Source organism: Actinomadura violacea (genome assembly GCF_017573465.1).
In the GTDB taxonomy this organism is placed as follows: Bacteria; Actinomycetota; Actinomycetes; order Streptosporangiales; family Streptosporangiaceae; genus Spirillospora; species Spirillospora violacea.
The window spans coordinates 1-14,951 of record NZ_JAGEPF010000059.1 but is presented as its reverse complement, the minus strand read 5'-3'; the positions used below and the strand labels follow the sequence as shown (position 1 = coordinate 14,951).

The 14,951-nt window shown below is 72.6% G+C and carries 14 protein-coding genes; 5 read left to right on the top strand and 9 right to left on the bottom strand.

Translation table 11 applies throughout. The features are described 5' to 3' along the window. Positions 1-19: 19 nt before the first annotated feature. The 4 genes from J4709_RS52075 to J4709_RS52060 form a co-directional block, all read right to left on the bottom strand. Positions 20-610: an LOG family protein gene (locus J4709_RS52075; protein ID WP_208252958.1), complete on the bottom strand. Its 591-nt coding sequence runs from the start codon at positions 608-610 to the stop codon at positions 20-22. 39 nt (positions 611-649) lie between these two features. After that, positions 650-1,882 (bottom strand): MFS transporter, encoded by a 1,233-nt coding sequence (locus tag J4709_RS52070; protein WP_208252957.1) that lies wholly within the window; start codon positions 1,880-1,882, stop codon positions 650-652. Between the two features lie 202 nt (positions 1,883-2,084). Next, positions 2,085-3,089: an NAD-dependent epimerase/dehydratase family protein gene (locus tag J4709_RS52065; protein WP_208252956.1), complete on the bottom strand. Its 1,005-nt coding sequence runs from the start codon at positions 3,087-3,089 to the stop codon at positions 2,085-2,087. Between the two features lie 74 nt (positions 3,090-3,163). After that, positions 3,164-4,396, bottom strand: a complete 1,233-nt coding sequence (locus tag J4709_RS52060; RefSeq protein WP_208252955.1) for a DegT/DnrJ/EryC1/StrS family aminotransferase — start codon at positions 4,394-4,396, stop codon at positions 3,164-3,166. Between the two features lie 562 nt (positions 4,397-4,958). On the opposite strand from J4709_RS52060, the gene J4709_RS52055 reads away from it, so the two are divergent. Beyond that, a complete protein-coding gene (locus tag J4709_RS52055; RefSeq protein WP_307802175.1) occupies positions 4,959-5,732 on the top strand; it encodes an SDR family NAD(P)-dependent oxidoreductase in 774 nt (257 codons plus the stop codon). Here the strand turns inward: J4709_RS52055 and J4709_RS52050 are convergent. Continuing rightward, positions 5,729-6,658, bottom strand: a complete 930-nt coding sequence (locus tag J4709_RS52050) for a LysR family transcriptional regulator (RefSeq protein ID WP_208252954.1) — start codon at positions 6,656-6,658, stop codon at positions 5,729-5,731. The two genes, J4709_RS52055 and J4709_RS52050, sit on opposite strands and share 4 nt — an antisense overlap. 202 nt (positions 6,659-6,860) lie before the next feature. On the opposite strand from J4709_RS52050, the gene J4709_RS52045 reads away from it, so the two are divergent. Then, positions 6,861-7,757, top strand: coding sequence for an SDR family oxidoreductase (locus J4709_RS52045; protein ID WP_208252953.1), 897 nt, complete (start codon positions 6,861-6,863; stop codon positions 7,755-7,757). A 62-nt stretch (positions 7,758-7,819) separates the two neighbouring features. Here J4709_RS52045 and J4709_RS52040 read toward each other — a convergent pair whose 3' ends face one another. Both J4709_RS52040 and J4709_RS52035 read right to left on the bottom strand, forming a co-directional pair. Continuing rightward, on the bottom strand, positions 7,820-8,629 hold the full coding sequence (locus J4709_RS52040; RefSeq protein ID WP_208252952.1) for an LOG family protein: 810 nt from the start codon (positions 8,627-8,629) through the stop codon (positions 7,820-7,822). 29 nt (positions 8,630-8,658) lie between these two features. Further along, a complete protein-coding gene (locus tag J4709_RS52035; RefSeq protein ID WP_208252951.1) occupies positions 8,659-10,104 on the bottom strand; it encodes an MFS transporter in 1,446 nt (481 codons plus the stop codon). Positions 10,105-10,203: 99 nt separating this feature from the next. Between J4709_RS52035 and J4709_RS52030 the strand changes: the two genes are divergently transcribed. After that, a complete protein-coding gene (locus J4709_RS52030; RefSeq protein WP_208252950.1) occupies positions 10,204-10,776 on the top strand; it encodes a TetR/AcrR family transcriptional regulator in 573 nt (190 codons plus the stop codon). A gap of 329 nt (positions 10,777-11,105) precedes the next feature. On the opposite strand, the gene dapE is transcribed toward J4709_RS52030, so the two are convergent. Next, on the bottom strand, positions 11,106-12,170 hold the full coding sequence (gene dapE, locus J4709_RS52025; RefSeq protein ID WP_208252949.1) for a succinyl-diaminopimelate desuccinylase: 1,065 nt from the start codon (positions 12,168-12,170) through the stop codon (positions 11,106-11,108). Between the two features lie 40 nt (positions 12,171-12,210). Here dapE and J4709_RS52020 point away from each other — a divergent pair, with 40 nt between their 5' ends. Then, complete coding sequence (locus tag J4709_RS52020; protein WP_208252976.1) at positions 12,211-12,897, top strand: 4'-phosphopantetheinyl transferase family protein; 687 nt, start codon at positions 12,211-12,213, stop codon at positions 12,895-12,897. 6 nt (positions 12,898-12,903) lie between these two features. On the opposite strand, the gene J4709_RS52015 is transcribed toward J4709_RS52020, so the two are convergent. After that, positions 12,904-13,740, bottom strand: a complete 837-nt coding sequence (locus tag J4709_RS52015; protein ID WP_208252948.1) for a 2,3,4,5-tetrahydropyridine-2,6-dicarboxylate N-succinyltransferase — start codon at positions 13,738-13,740, stop codon at positions 12,904-12,906. Positions 13,741-13,784: 44 nt separating this feature from the next. Here J4709_RS52015 and J4709_RS52010 point away from each other — a divergent pair, with 44 nt between their 5' ends. Continuing rightward, a complete protein-coding gene (locus J4709_RS52010) occupies positions 13,785-14,699 on the top strand; it encodes a hypothetical protein (protein ID WP_307802174.1) in 915 nt (304 codons plus the stop codon). Positions 14,700-14,951 lie beyond the last annotated feature (252 nt).

Genomic DNA, 14,951 nt, shown 5'->3' with positions numbered 1-14,951 from the left:
CGTCCTGGGGGCGCGGGCGTCACAGCTCGGCCTCGGCGTAGTCCTCGTAGCTCATGCCGATCGCCGGCTGGGAGCGTTCCAGCAGGTCGAACGCCTCGGACACCGACGACGTCCAGCCGATCGCGTCCCAGATCTTCGGGCGCGCGAACCCCTGCTCGGTGAGGCCCTTCATCAGCTCGCGGAGCGGCTCGTACACGCCGGTCGGGTCGAGGATGACCACGGCCTTGTCGTGCATGCCGAGCGTCCGGGCCGTCCAGATCTCGAACAGCTCCTCCAGCGTGCCGATGCCGCCCGGCAGGATCAGGAACGCGTCGCTGCGCCGGTCCATCTCGCCCTTGCGGCTGCGCATGTCGGGCGTGACGACCAGTTCGTCGCTGTCGCCGTCGGAGATCTCGACGCTGACCAGCCCCTCGGGGATCACCCCGACGGTGCGGGCGCCGCCGGCCCGGGCGGCGCGGGCGACGGCGCCCATGCACGACACCCGGCCGCCGCCGCTGACCAGGCTGTGCCCGCGCCGGGCCAGCTCGTCCCCGACCTCGGCGGCGAGGTCGACGTAACGCCGGTCGATCTTGGCACTGGAGGAGCAGAACACGCAGACGGCCAGGGACATGGCGGACGCCTTCCGGTCGGGGACGGGGTGCCGCCCACTCTACGGACGCGGCTGCTCGGCGAGGTCGTCGCGCAGCCGCGGCGCGAGCGCGACCACGATGATCATCAGGACGAGGAAGACCCCCATCACCGCGTGCAGCCCGGCGGCGTGGTTGAGCGCGCCGATGATCGGCGGCCCGGCGAGGAACCCGACGTAGCCGATGGTGGACGCGGCGGCGATCGCGGGTCCGGGCGCCCCGGGCGTCCGCCGCGCCAGATGGCTGTAGGTGACCGGGACGACCGCGGCGAGCCCGAGCCCGATCAGCGCGTATCCGGCCAGGCTCGTCCAGGTGAACGGGAGGGCGAGGGCGAGGACGGCGCCGGACGCGGCGAGGGCCGCGCAGCCGAACAGGTACCGGTGCGAGCCGGTGCCGGCGCGGATCCGGTCGGCGACGAGCCGGCCGGTGACCATCCCGGCCGAGAACACCGCGAACCCGGCGGCGGCGAGCCAGGTGGGCGCTCCGGCGACGTCGCGCAGGTAGATCGACCCCCAGTCGTTGACGGTGCCCTCCCCCATCAGGGCGCAGAAGGCGACGAGACCGGGCGTCCACACGCCGCGGCCGGGGCGGATGAGCCCAAGCCCGGGTCTGCCCGAGCCCGGCGGGTCGGGCGGCAGGAACGCGGTCGCGACGGTGCAGAGGGTGGTCAGCAGCACGGCGGCCAGCAGGAAGTGCGTCTCGGGGTTCAGCCCGGCGTGCACGGCCACGCCGCCGGCGGTCGCGCCGGTGACGCCGCCGAGGCTGAACCGGGCGTGGAAGCCGCCCATCAGCGGGCGGGCGCTGAGCCGCTCGGCCAGCGCGCCCTGGGTGTTCATGGCGACGTCCACGCAGCTGTTGGTGATGGCGAAGAAGGTGAGCGCGCCGGTCAGGCAGAGCAGCTGCGGTGCCAGCGCGACGAGCGGCAGCGCGCCGAGGTAGATGCCGGCGCCGGCGAGGATCCGTCGGCTGCCGATCCGGGCGACCAGCAGCCCGGCGAGCGGGAGCCCCGCTAAGGCGCCGGCGGCCAGCCCGGTGAGCGCCACCGACAGGCCGCCGGGGGTGAGGTCCAGCGCGTCGCGGACGTCGGGCACCCGCGAGGCCCAGGTCGCGAACGCGGCTCCGTTGGCGAAGAAGATCGCGCCGACGGCGGCCCGCGCGGCGCGGCCGCGGGCGACGGGCGGCTGCGGGACCGGGGGGCCCGCTCCGGCGTCGTCGGTGCCCGCGCGGGGCCCGCCTCGTGTCCTGCTTCTGGGCATGCTCGACTCCCCTGGGGTGTGGGTGCGGGTGCTCCGCCGCGGGACCGCCGGGCGCGGCGGCGCGGGCTCGAACCGAGGGCCCGCGCGATCGGCGTTCCCGGCCGGGACCGGGCACGCTCGCGCGGGCCATCGGGAGCGACTTTCTTGGAACGTTCCTACGCGGGGCCGTCCGGCTCCGGCGCGGACGCCCGCCGGACGGCGGTCACGCCTGGACGGCGGGCTCGCGGCTGAACGCGACCGTCACGCTGGGCAGCTCGGGGAACGGGCCGAGGTGCTCGGCGAGCGCCTTCAGGCCCGCGGCGAGCGTGATCTTCGGCTCGTACCCGATGCCGCGCAGCTTGGAGATGTCGGCCACCAGCCGGAAGCTGTCGGCCAGCTCCGACTCGTCCGGCTTCAGCCGGGACGGCCGGCCGGTCGCGACCGCGACGGCGTCGGCGAGGGCCCGCATGGACACCTCGCGTCCGCTGCCCATGTTGTAGACCTCCCCGGGCACCCCGTTCTCGGCGATGGTGATCAGGGCCGAGGCGACGTCCGCGACGTGCACGAAGTCGCGGGTCTTGCGGTCGATGTCGCCGACGACGGGGATCGGCAGCTCGTTCAGCTGCCAGCGCAGGAACTGCGACACCTCCCCGCCAGCGGTGCGCGGGTCCTCGCCGGGCCCGTACACGACGAACGACCGGGCGATCATCACCTGCAGCCCGAGGGCGTCGTGCAGGCTGCGCAGCGTCAGCTCGCCGGACAGCTTGGACGCCCCGTACGGCAGGAACGGCGCGATCGGGTGCTCCTCGGTCATCGGGAACGTCTGCGGCGTGCCGTAGACGATCGCCGAGGACATGTAGACCAGCCGGCGGACCTGGTTCTCCACGCAGGCGTTGCCGACGTTGCAGGTGCCGAGGCCGTTGATCTGGAAGTCGAACCTCGGCCGCTCGACCGAGAGCGTGCCGCTGGCGTTGCCGGCCAGGTGGTAGACGGTGTCGATGCCGCGCAGCGCCAGCAGCGTCTCGCCGTAGTCGCGCAGGTCGGCGCGCCGGTGCTGGACGCCCGGGAGGGCGGCCAGCTCCGGCGCGGGCGTGGCCATGTCGACGATGGCGACCTGGTGGCCGTCGTCGACCAGCCGTGCGACGAGATTGCTCCCGACGAATCCGGCGCCGCCGGTGACGGCGACGACCTTGCTCTGGGGGCGTGAACCGTTCGATGTCTTGCCCATGGTGAGGCTCCAGACGTCATGTGCACCCTGGACGGGCGCACGAGGGGGTTGGTGGGCGGACGCGCGGGGCCGGGTCAGCGGCCCCCGCCGAGTTCGGCGACGCCGCGGCGGACCGCGGCGATCATGTGCTCCACCTGCGCGTCGGTGAGGTGGTCGTAGATGGGCAGCTGGATCTGGTGTTCGAAGTAGGTCCTCTCGGCGACCGGGCACTCCCCGTAGCGGTGTCCGAGCGCCCGGAACTCCGGGAGCAGGTGGATGGGGAAGTACCGGATGACGATCTCGATGCCCTCCTTCTCCTGCAGATGGCGGATGAAGTCGTCCTTCGGGGCGCCGACGACCTCGGGGTCGTAGAAGCACGTGTAGAGGTGGTAGACGTGGTGGGCGTAGGGCTTCTCGTGCTGGACGTCCACGCCCCGCACACCGCTGAGCCCGTCGTCGAGCCGGTGCGCGATCTCCCGGCGGCGCTCGTTGAGCCGGTCGAGCTTGCCGAGCTGGACGACGCCGAGCGCGGCGCTCAGCTCGCTCATCCGGAAGTTGTTGCCGACGAGGTAGCGCCCGCCGGCGTAGTCGTGGGTGTACGACCTGAGCACGTGCGCGTCCTTGTAGTAGGCGGGCTGCGCGTGCGGGCCGATGCGCTGGTCGTCGCGTTCGAGCATCTCCCCGTAGTTGTGGATGGTGCCGAGCGCGCGCGCCATCTCGGCGTAGCGGTCGTTGCGGGTGACGAAGGCGCCGCCCTCGCCGGTGGTCATGTTCTTCAGCGAGTGGAAGCTGAAGCAGCCGATGTCGCCGATGGTGCCGAGGGCGCGGCCCTTGTAGGTGGCGCCGGCGGCGTGCGCGCAGTCCTCGACGACGGTGAGGCCGTGCCGCTGCGCGATCTCCATGACCGGGTCCATGTCGACGGCCTGGCCGCCGAAGTGCACGACCCAGATGGACTTGGTCTTCTCGGTGATGAGCGGCTCGATGGACGTGGGGTCGATGTTGAGGGTGTCGGGGTCGATGTCGGCGAACTTGATGACGCAGCCGCGCGCCTGCAGCGGCCAGGTCGTCACCCAGAACGTCTGCGGGGTTGTGATCACCTCGTCGCCCGGCTGGAGCTCGAGCACCTGCGCGGCCAGGAACAGCGCGGTGGTGCAGGAGCTGGTGGCCTGGGCGTGCGGCGAGCCGAGCCGCTCGGCGAGCAGCCGCTCGAACTCCTTGCCCTGCGGCCCCATCGCCAGCGTGTCCTGTCGCAGCGCCTCGCCGACGGCCTTGATCTCATCGTCGCCGAGCCGGTTCGAGATGCCGCTGTAAGGCACCACGTACGTCATGGCACTTCTCCCTTGGTCGTGATCGACATTTGCTGTATGCCCGTTCATTGGTGTGACCGGCGCGCGGCCTCCCATGCGGGACCGCGGACGGTCCGCGCCAATGCGTCGCCGGAGCCCGGCGACCCGCGAACACGGCGGCATCGACCGGCGAAGGTAAATCTCGTTTGAAGGTATGACGGGGCGCGGCCTACCGGGAAAGCTCATCGGTACGGCCCGTGCTCCGATGTTAAATGAGCTCAGATCCCGAGCGGTATCGACGTCAGGGAAGAAGATGGTAACCCACCGCCGCCGGGCACCGCCAAAACAGTGCGTTAGGTAAAGCCTTGATATTGCATTCGACGGTCCAAGGGAAATATCACCCGATGTCGCGCGGGATCGGAGCAAGAGGGAAAAGGCCGGGCGAGCGGTGCGCGGCATGGCCGCCGCGCGCGCGGGTACGGTCACCATGACGACGCCGCGCAGCGGCGCCCGTCGCCCTGCGCACCGGACCGGCGCGCGCCCGCCCGGGTCGCGTCCGCGCCGGTGAGGGCCTTGATCACAACAAGTCGTGGATGGTGGCGAGGTGGCGGGAGGCACCCTGGTGACCGGCGCGTCCGGCCGGCGGACGGCCCTGGTGACCGGCGCCTCACGCGGGCTCGGCGGCGCGATCTCGGCCGCGCTGGCCCGCGACGGCGCGCACGTCGCGATCAATTACCGGCGCGACGAGGAGGCCGCGCGGGCGCTGCGCACGCGAATAACCGAGGCCGGTGGGCGGGCCGAACTGTTCCGTGCCGACATCACCGACGAGGCCGCGGTGGACGAATTGTACGACCGCATCACGGCCGTGTTCGGAAGTCTCGACATTCTGGTGCTCAACGCCACCGGACCGCAGCCGGACCTGCCCGTCGAGGAACTGCGCTGGCGCGATGTCCTCGATCAACTCGAATTCTTCGTGAAGAGCCCGCTACTGCTCGTCCGCAAGGCCGTGCCGGGCATGCGGGAGCGGGGTTTCGGCCGCATCGTGCAGATCGGCTCCGACGTCGTCGCGCTCGGCCCGGCCCGCTCCAGCGCCTACGTCGCGGCCAAGTCCGCGCAGCTCGGCCTCACCCGCAGCTGGGCCCGCGAGCTCGGCCCGCACGGGATCACCGTCAACACCGTCGCGCCCGGCTGGATCCCGACCGACCGGCACGACTCCATCGGCACCGACGCCCGCGACGCGTACGCGGCGAGCGTCCCGCTCGGCCATCTCGGCGTCCCGGACGACATCGGCGAGGCCGTCGCGTTCCTCGCCTCGGACCGGGCCGCGTTCATCACCGGGCAGTCCCTGACCGTCAACGGCGGCATGGTGTTCGTCTAGGCCAGGGTGTTCGTCTCGCGGTCCCCGGCGGGCGGGCCGGTCAGGCACGCCTCGGCGCACCTGCGGAAGGCTGCCGCCAGGCCCGACCGGTCCCCGGCGCGGGTCGCCAGCACGACGTGGCTCGGGTCGACCCCGTCCAGCGGGATCGCGACGAGGTCGGGACGCGGCGCGCGGCCGGGGACATGAGCGGTGATCGCAATGGCCTCGCCCGCCGCGACGAGCTCGAACTTGTCCTCCAGGTCCTCCATGACGGGGCCGTCCGGCGCCGGGCGCCCGCCGGGCCGCGGTTCGAGCCGCCAGAACGCGCTCCAGGCCGGGTCGGCTCCCGGGACGCGGGGCAGCGGCTCGTCGGCGATGTCGTCGACGGTGACCGACTCCCGGCCGGCCAGCCGGTGGTCGGCGGACACGACGACGACGCGCGGCTCGTCGTAGAGGATCGTCACGTGCAGCTTGCCGGTGGGGAACGGCAGCCGCGTCACGACGGCGTCCACCTCGTGGTCGAGCAGGGCGCGGCGCGGCTCCCTCCAGCCGAGGTGCACGACGCGCACATCGGCGTCGGGGTGCAGGCGCCGCAGGTCGCGCACCGCCGGGGTGACGATGACGCCGCTGGTGTACCCGATCGTGACGGCGCTGGGCCGCGCGGCGGCACGGGTGCGCGCGACCGCCTTGCCGGACGAGCGCAGCAGTGCCTTCGCCAGCGGCAGGAACGCCTCGCCCGCCTCGGTCAGGGTCGTGCCGCGCGGCGTCCGGTCGAGCAGGCGCGCGCCCATCTGCCGTTCGAGTTGACGGACCTGCCGGCTGAGGGACGGCTGGGTGATGTGCAGCGCCTCGGCGGCGCGGCCGAAGTGGCGGTGGTCGGCGACTGCGGTGAAGTACCGCACCAGCCGCAGGTCGAGGTCCACCGGCGGCTGCGACGATTCGGACATACGGTCAGCGTATCCGGCCGGTGCTTGCAGGTTCCGGCCGTTTAGGCGTTCTACGTGCGGTGATGCCTGACCTGTATCGCTCGTTGCGGAACAGGCTTTGGACGCGGCGCATCCGCGGCGCGCACAGTGGGGTCACCGGCCCGGCACCGTCCCGGTGCCCGCATCGGCCGGTCCTCGACATCGCCGTTCAAGGAGTTACGCCATGCGCGTTTTCGTCACGGGTGCGACCGGGTTCGTCGGAAGCGCCGTCGTCCGCGAGCTGCTGGACGCGGGGCACGAGGTGACCGGGCTGGCCCGCTCGGACGCGTCGGCCGCCTCGCTGGAGGCCGCCGGCGCCGGCGTCCACCGCGGCGACCTCGACGACCCCGACGGCCTGGGTCGCGCCGCCGCCGCGTCCGACGGGGTCGTCCACACCGCGTTCCACCACGACTTCTCCGACTTCGAGGCCGCCGTCGCGAAGGAGCGCCGCGCCATCGCCGCGATCGGCGACGCGCTCGCGGGATCCGGCAAGCCGTTCGTCATGACGTCCGGGACCGGCGGGGTCGTCCCCGGCCGCGTCGCGACGGAGGAGAGCACGCCCGACCCCGGTTCGTTCGCGGCCGTCCGGTTCGCGGCGGAGCAGGACGCGCTGGCGCTCGCCGAGCGCGGCGTGCGGGTCTCGGCGCTGCGGCTGCCGTCATCGGTGCACGGCGAAGGCGACCGCGGCTTCGTCTCGTGGCTGATCGGCGCGGCCCGCGACAAGGGCGTGTCGGCCTACCCGGGCGACGGCTCGAACCGGTGGGCCGCCGTGCACCGCCTCGACGCCGCGCGCCTGTACCGGCTGGCCCTGGAGTCGGCGCCGGCGGGGACCGTCCTGCACGGCGTCGGCGAGGAGGGCGTCCCGGTCCGGGACATCGCCGAGGTCATCGGCCGGAAGCTGGGACTGCCGGTCACGTCCATCCCGCAGGAGGACGCCGTCGGGCACTTCGGCTTCGTCGGCGGCGTCTTCGCGCTCGACATCCCGGCCTCCAGCGACCTCACACGGAAGCTGCTGGACTGGCACCCCGCCCGGCAGGGCCTCATCGCGGACCTCGAAGAGGGCCACTACTTCGGTGCCTGACGCGCCCTCTCCGCGGCCGGTTCCCGCGGCGCCGACGGCGGGAACCGGCCGGGACACGCGCGTCAGGTGCCGTCGATGCCCCGCTCGCCGGCGGCCTGGACCGCGGCCTGCTCCTCCTGGAGCCGGCGCTCGGCCTCGATGTGCGCGTCCACGACCACCTTGACGACCTCGTCCGGGTCGTCGGTGAGGTGGATCAGGTCCAGGTCCTCGGGCGAGATCTTCCCGGACGGCAGCATCGTCGCGCGCACCCAGTCGATCAGCCCGCCCCAGAACTCGGTGCCGACCAGCACGATCGGGAACCGGGTGATCTTCTTGGTCTGGACGAGGGTGATCGCCTCGAACAGCTCGTCCAGCGTGCCGAACCCGCCGGGCAGCACCACGAACGCCTGCGAGTACTTCACGAACATCGTCTTGCGGACGAAGAAGTAGCGGAACTCCAGCCCGATGTCGATGTGGTCGTTCAGCTTCTGCTCGAACGGCAGCTCGATGCCGAGGCCGACCGACAGGCCGCCGTTCTCGTCGCAGCCCTTGTTGGCCGCCTCCATGATCCCCGGACCGCCGCCGGTGATCACCGCGTAGCCGGCGTCGTGCAGCCGGGCGCCGATGTCCACGGCCAGCTCGTACTCCTCCGAGCCGGGCTTGGTGCGGGCGCTGCCGAAGACGCTGACCGCCTTCGGCAGCTCGGCCAGCAGCCCGAAGCCCTCGACGAACTCCGCCTGGATCCGCAGCACCCGCCACGGGTCGGCGTGCACCCAGTCGACCGGTCCGCGGCTGTCCAGCAGCCGCTGGTCGGTGGTGGTCTGCGGGACCGCGCGTCCGCGCAGCGTGGCCGGCCCCTGCCGGCGCGTCCGGGGGTTCACTTCGCGTGTCATGGGCCCAAGGTAGTAGGGCGGACCGACCGTCAGCCGCCGATTTCGGATCGGCTGGGCGGCGGCGCGGTGACGGGCGCCCCCTCCGGCCGGGCCGCCGGGCGTCCGGGGACGAGCAGCAGCGCGACCAGCGCCGCGGCCAGCGCGATCCCGGCGGAGGCGAGCATGCCCGCCTGGAACCCGTCGGTGAGCGCCGCCGCCGGGACCCGCGCGGAGGAGTGCCGGGTCGCGGCGGTGGCCACCGCGACCACCACGGCCAGGCCCAGCGCGCCGCCGACCTGCTGCGCGGTGTTGATCAGCCCGGACGCGAGCCCGGACTCCTCCGCCGAGGCGCCCGCGGTCGCCGCGATGGTGACCGACACGAACATCAGCCCGCCGCCGAGCCCCATCACGACCGCCGGGCCGAGCACGACCACCGCGTAGTGGCCGGTCGCGGACATCCCGGCGAACCACGCCAGCCCCGCCGCGACGGCGGCGAGCCCGGCGGCCAGCGGCCCGCGGGCGCCGAACCGGGTGATCAGCCTGGCCCCGGACCCGGCGCCGAACGCCATCGTGACCGCGACGGGCAGCTGCCCGAGCCCCGCGCGGACCGGCCCGTACCCCTTGACCTGCTGCAGGTAGAGCGTCATCACGTAGAACATCGGGAAGATCGCCATCGTGGCGAGGACGGCCGCGAGGTTGCCGCCGCGCAGCGACCGGCCGCGGAAGATCCCGAGCGGGACGAGCGGGTGCCGCACCCGCGCCTCGACCGCGACGAACGCCGCGAGCAGCGCGGCGGCGCCGGCGCCCCGCAGGCAGGTGCGGGCCGAGCCCCAGCCGGCGTTTTCGCCGTCCACGAGCGTGTAGACCAGCAGCGCGAGCCCGCCGGTGACCGCCAGGGCGCCGAGCAGGTCGAAGCCGCGGACCCGCTCGTCGCGGGCCTCGGGCAGCAGGACGGGCGCGAGCGCGATCGCGGCGGCGCCGATCGGCACGTTGACGAACAGCACCGCCTCCCAGCCGAACCAGTCGGTGAGCAGCCCGCCGAGGATCGCGCCGGCCGCGCCGCCGGCGCCCGCGACCGCGCCGAACAGCCCGAGCGCCCGGTGGCGCTCCGGGCCGTCGGTGAACAGCGTCATGATCAGCGAGAGCGCGGCGGGCGCGACCAGCGCCGCGCCGAGCCCCTGCACGGCGCGCGCCCCGACGAGCGCGCCCGCGTCCGGGGAGAGCCCGCCCGCCAGCGACGCGGCGGTGAACAGGGCGAGCCCGGCGACGAACATCCGGCGCCGTCCGGCGAGGTCGGCGACCCGGCCGCCGAACAGCAGGAACCCGCCGAACGTGAGCGTGTAGGCGTTGCCGACCCAGGACAGGTCGGCCTGGGCGAAGTGCAGGTCGCGGCCGATGGACGGCAGCGCGATGTTGACGATCGAGGCGTCCAGCACCAGCACGAACTGGACGGTGACGAGCAGGGCGAGGGCGAGCCCCCGCTGCCGGGCGGCCATGCGCGGCTCCTAGGTGGAAGTCGAATTCCGGTTCCGCTTGCAGCCGGGGACGATACGGAAGCTCGATTCCGTTTGTCAATTCGTGGTTGACTGGAGGGGATGACCGTCGCCCCGTCAAGTCACCGGCCGCTCAGGGCCGACGCGCGCCGCAACCGCCGCCGCGTCCTGGACGCCGCGCGCGCCGCGTTCGAGGCGGAGGGCAACCTGGCCCAGATGGAGGACATCGCGAAACGGGCCGGCGTCGGCGTCGGGACGATCTACCGCCATTTCCCGACCAAGCAGGCGCTCGTCGACGAGTTGACCGCCGAGTGGATGGCCGACGGCGCCACCAAGGCCGACGACGCGCTGGCGGAGCCCGACCCGTGGGACGGGATCGCCCTCTTCGTCCGCCGCAGCGCCGAGATCATGCTCCGCAACCGCGGCCTGCGCGAGGTCTTCGGCGACGTCGGCCGGCTCTTCGACGAGGAGGCCCCCGTCCAGAACCACGACCTGCACCGGAAGGTGGCCGCCCTGCTCGACCGCGCCCACGCGGCCGGCGTCCTGCGCCCCGACGTGGGCGTCAACGAGTTCCGGGCCCTGATGTGCGGCCTGGCGGTGGCCATCACCAACACCCCGCCCGACGCCCACCAGACCTACGCCGACGTCATCCTCACAGGCCTACGAACCCCCTGACCCCGCCAGAAAGGCGCCGAGCCACCGGTCACGTACAGGCACGCGGAGCGACCGCCGCGCGCCTTGCTCGTCGCAACGGGGGTTCCAGGGCCCCAGCCGCCGCCACGGGCAGGCACGCGGAGCGAGTGCAGCGAGCGCAGAGCGCCTTGCTCATCGCAATGGGGGTTCCAGGGCCCCAGCCACCGCCACGGGCAGGCACGCGGAGCGAGTGCAGCGAGCGCAGCGGGCCTGCCCGACGACGGACGAGGCGTTTCACGCGGAGCGCTAGCGGAGCGTGAAACGCCTCGTCCGTCGTGACGGGGGGTTCCAGGGGGGTCGCACCCCCTGGGTCAGCACAACCAGGTGCGCATCCGGGTTTCGCAGTCGGCGATCAGCGGCATCTCGACGTACTCGTCCTTGGTGTGGGCGAGGGTGGGTTCGCCGGGGCCGTAGTTGACGGCGGGGACGCCGAGTTCGGAGAAGCGCGCGACGTCCGTCCAGCCGAGCTTGGCGCGGACCTCGGTGCCGCCGGACGCGACGGATTCCACGAATGCGGCGGCGGCCGGGTGGGTGAGGCCGGGGCGGGCGGCGGACGCGGCGTCGGTCACCTTGACGTCGAAGCCTTCGAACACTTCGCGCAGGTACGCCTCCGCCTCGGCGAGGGACTTGTCGGGTGCGAAGCGGTAGTTGACGGTGACGACGCATTCGTCGGGGATGACGTTTCCGGCGACGCCACCCTGGACGAAGACGGCGTTGAGGCCCTCGTGGTACTCCAGGCCGTCCACCACCGGACGGGTGGGCTCGTACGCGCGCAGGATGTCCAGGATCTGCCCTGCGGTGTGGATGGCGTTGGACCCCATCCAGGCGCGCGCGCTGTGCGCCCTCTCCCCCTTCGCCGTGACCTCGATGCGCATGGTGCCCTGGCATCCGCCCTCGATGTGCGCGCCCGTCGGCTCCATCAGGACGGCGAAGTCCCCGGCGAGAAGTTCGGGACGGGTCGCCGCGAGCCGCCGCAGCCCGTTACGCTCGGCCTCGATCTCTTCGCACTCGTAGAACACGTAGGTGATGTCGCGGGTGGGTTCGGTCACGGTCGCGGCCAGGCGCAGCGCGACCGCGACACCGCTCTTCATGTCGGTCGTGCCGCAGCCGTAGAGCCGGTCGCCCTCCATGCGGGACGGCAGGTTGCCGTTCAACGGCACGGTGTCGAGGTGCCCGGCCAGGACGACCCGCTCGGGGCGTCCGAGGTCCGTGCGGGCGATCACGTTGTTCCCGTCGCGCTCCACTGCGAGGTGCGGGAGCGCGCGCAGCGCCTCCTCGACGGCGTCCGCGAGGGGCTCTTCCGCACCGCTCACCGACTCGATGTCGACAATCGCCGCCGTCAGGTCCGCCACGTCCGAGAACAGATCAAGCCGCATGGACAGCAAGCGTACGCGGCCTATGATCGCGGGCGTGGAGATGCCTGTGCTCGAATGCGCCGTCCATTGGGCGGTCCCTGCGGACGAACCGCACATGCGCGACCTTCTGGACGCGGGTGAGCGCGAACGCTACGAGCGGTTCATGCGCGCCGAGGACAAGGCCCGGTTCGTCACCGGGCGGTTCCTGGCCCGCACCGTCCTCGCGGAGGCGACCGGCCTCGCGCCGCGCGACATCCGCTTCACCACCGACTGCCCGCACTGCGGCGCCACCCACGGCAAGCCGCGGCTTCCGGGCTCCGACCTGGACTTCTCGCTGTCGCACTCGGGCGACCGGGTCGTCCTCGTGCTGTCCGACGGCCCCGAGGTCGGCGTGGACGTGGAGCAGGAGAGCGACCGGGACGTCGACCGCCTCGGCGAGATGGTCCTCAGCGCCCCGGAACGGAACGTCCTGTCGGCACTCCCCCCGGACCGGCGCAAACGCGCCTTCCACGCCTACTGGTGCCGCAAGGAGGCGCTGCTGAAGGCCACGGGCCACGGCCTCGCGGCGCCCATGACGGCCATCCACGTCTCCGGCCCGGACGAGCCCGCCGAGGTGCTGTCCTGGGACGACGCCAAGGCCGTCTCCCCCGTCCGCCTCGCCGACCTCACCCCGGGCGCCGGCTACGCCGCGTCCCTCGCCGCCCTCACCGGCCGCCCCCTCAAGATCACCGAGACCCCGATCGGCTGACCGGCGTCAGGTGTTGATGCCGTGGTCGCGCAGGATGTCGTTCAGGGACGCCTTGTCGTGCCGCTGCCCCGGGTCGAGGCGCTTGAGGATCAGTACCGCCGGCAGGCCGAACGTCCCGCCCTTGAACTCCTTGTAGCGGGTGCCGCCCACCGCGACACACCAGTCCGGGATGCGGCCCCGGCTGATCTCCTCGCCCGTCTCCACGTCGATGACCGGCATGGACGCCGACAGGTTCGTCCCGGAGCCGACCACGGCCCCCGTCCCGACCCGCGCCCCCTCGACGATCATCGAGCGGCTGCCGATCATCGCCTCGTCCTCGATCACGACGGGCTTGGCGTTCGGCGGCTCCAGCACGCCCCCGATCCCGACACCGCCCGAAAGATGGACGTTCTTACCGATCTGCGCGCACGAGCCGACCGTCGCCCACGTGTCGACCATCGTCCCGGAGTCGACATAGGCGCCGAAGTTGGTGAACGACGGCATCAGCACCACGCCCGGGGCCAGGTAGGCGCCCCAGCGGGCGATCGCACCGGGCACCACCCGTACGCCGTCGAACCGGCTCTTCAACGGGATGCGGTCGTGGTACTGGAAGTCGCCGACCTGCGAACGCACCATCCCGAGGACCTTGAAGCTCAGCAGGATCGAGCGCTTCGCGCGCTCGTCCACGACCACCTCGTCGGTCGCCGCGTCGATCCGGGCGACCCGCGCCTCCCCGGAGTCCAGCTGGTCGACGGCCGCCACGATCGCGGCGCGCGCGTCGGCGTCGTCCGGGGACAGCTCGGCGCGCCGCTCCCACAGCTCGTCGATGACCTGGGAAATCGGGCTGGTGAACGTTTCCGTCATGGTCCTTGAGCTTACTGGTGGCCTGTTCCCGGTAGTTTCTTCGCGTGGCTGTTTGGTCGAGGTTGAGGACGCGCCCCGAACAGGGTTCGGGCGGCGGTGGCCGCCGTCGCCGGCGCTGGCCGTACGTCGTCGCGGCCCTCGTCCTCGTGCTGGGCGTGGGCGGCTACATCGCGTTCGACCGCGCACGCCCCTACCTGCACGGGTCGGGCTGCGAGGCCGCCGCGGGCACGTCCAAGATGCCGCTGGACCTCGACCAGGCCGCGAACGCCTCGACGATCTCGGCGGTGGCGTTCCGCAAGCAGCTGCCCGAACGCGCCGCCGTGATCGCGTACGCGACGGCGATCCAGGAGTCGCACATCCGCAACCTGGCCAGCGGCGACCGCGACTCCGTCGGGATGTTCCAGCAGCGCCCCTCGCAGGGCTGGGGCACCCCCGCGAAGCTGCGCGACCCCGTCCAGTCCACGAGCAAGTTCTTCGACGCCTTGGTGAAGGTCAAGGACTACCTTGACCGGGACGTGCACGACGCCGCCCAGCGCGTCCAGCACAGCGCCGACGGCCGCGCCTACGCCCAGCACGAGCCGGACGGCAAGCTCCTCGCCCAGGTGTTCACCGGCCGCCAGCCGGCCGGGGCCCGCTGCTGGTACCCGCCGAACAAGCAGACCGAGTCGCGCCGTCCCGACGCGCTCCGCGAGATGCGCCGCGCCTTCGGCCCGCGCCTCCAGGTGGACGGCCCCGGCCCGCTCTCCGCGGGCGCCCCGTCCCGTTCGGACTCCTGGAACGGCGTCAAGGTGACCAACCCCCGCGGCGGCTGGGCCGTCGCCGCCTGGGCCGTCACGCACGCCCAGGTCTACGGCCTCAAGGAGGTCCGCTTCGCGGGCCGCCGCTGGCAGTCCAAGGCCGGCCACGACGGCTGGACGACCGACAAGAACGCCCCCACGAACCACGTGATCATCCACTGATCGTTTTTCTTCTCGCCGCCCATTAGGGCCGATTCCGGCCAAAATCGGATGGAACCGAACAGACATATGACCGCTTTGCCTGTTCAGTCCCGCATGTCCCGCCAACCATAGTTATCCACAGGTGACATTCCTGATGGACAGGCGGTTTCGCTGCTCTCTACGCTTCGTCTTGCTCGTTGTCACGGGGTGTGTCGTCGAACGGTCCGGGATTCTCTGCCGGTACCCGCGGGCGCCCGTCTCGTGATGCCCGCG

Coding starts and splice junctions, on each gene's coding strand:
- J4709_RS52075 (WP_208252958.1), bottom strand. CDS start 610: ATGTCCCTGGCCGTCTGCGTGTTCTGCTCCTCCAGTGCCAAGATCGAC.
- J4709_RS52070 (WP_208252957.1), bottom strand. CDS start 1,882: ATGCCCAGAAGCAGGACACGAGGCGGGCCCCGCGCGGGCACCGACGAC.
- J4709_RS52065 (WP_208252956.1), bottom strand. CDS start 3,089: ATGGGCAAGACATCGAACGGTTCACGCCCCCAGAGCAAGGTCGTCGCC.
- J4709_RS52060 (WP_208252955.1), bottom strand. CDS start 4,396: ATGACGTACGTGGTGCCTTACAGCGGCATCTCGAACCGGCTCGGCGAC.
- J4709_RS52050 (WP_208252954.1), bottom strand. CDS start 6,658: ATGTCCGAATCGTCGCAGCCGCCGGTGGACCTCGACCTGCGGCTGGTG.
- J4709_RS52045 (WP_208252953.1), top strand. CDS start 6,861: ATGCGCGTTTTCGTCACGGGTGCGACCGGGTTCGTCGGAAGCGCCGTC.
- J4709_RS52040 (WP_208252952.1), bottom strand. CDS start 8,629: ATGACACGCGAAGTGAACCCCCGGACGCGCCGGCAGGGGCCGGCCACG.
- J4709_RS52035 (WP_208252951.1), bottom strand. CDS start 10,104: ATGGCCGCCCGGCAGCGGGGGCTCGCCCTCGCCCTGCTCGTCACCGTC.
- J4709_RS52030 (WP_208252950.1), top strand. CDS start 10,204: ATGACCGTCGCCCCGTCAAGTCACCGGCCGCTCAGGGCCGACGCGCGC.
- dapE (WP_208252949.1), bottom strand. CDS start 12,170: ATGCGGCTTGATCTGTTCTCGGACGTGGCGGACCTGACGGCGGCGATT.
- J4709_RS52020 (WP_208252976.1), top strand. CDS start 12,211: ATGCCTGTGCTCGAATGCGCCGTCCATTGGGCGGTCCCTGCGGACGAA.
- J4709_RS52015 (WP_208252948.1), bottom strand. CDS start 13,740: ATGACGGAAACGTTCACCAGCCCGATTTCCCAGGTCATCGACGAGCTG.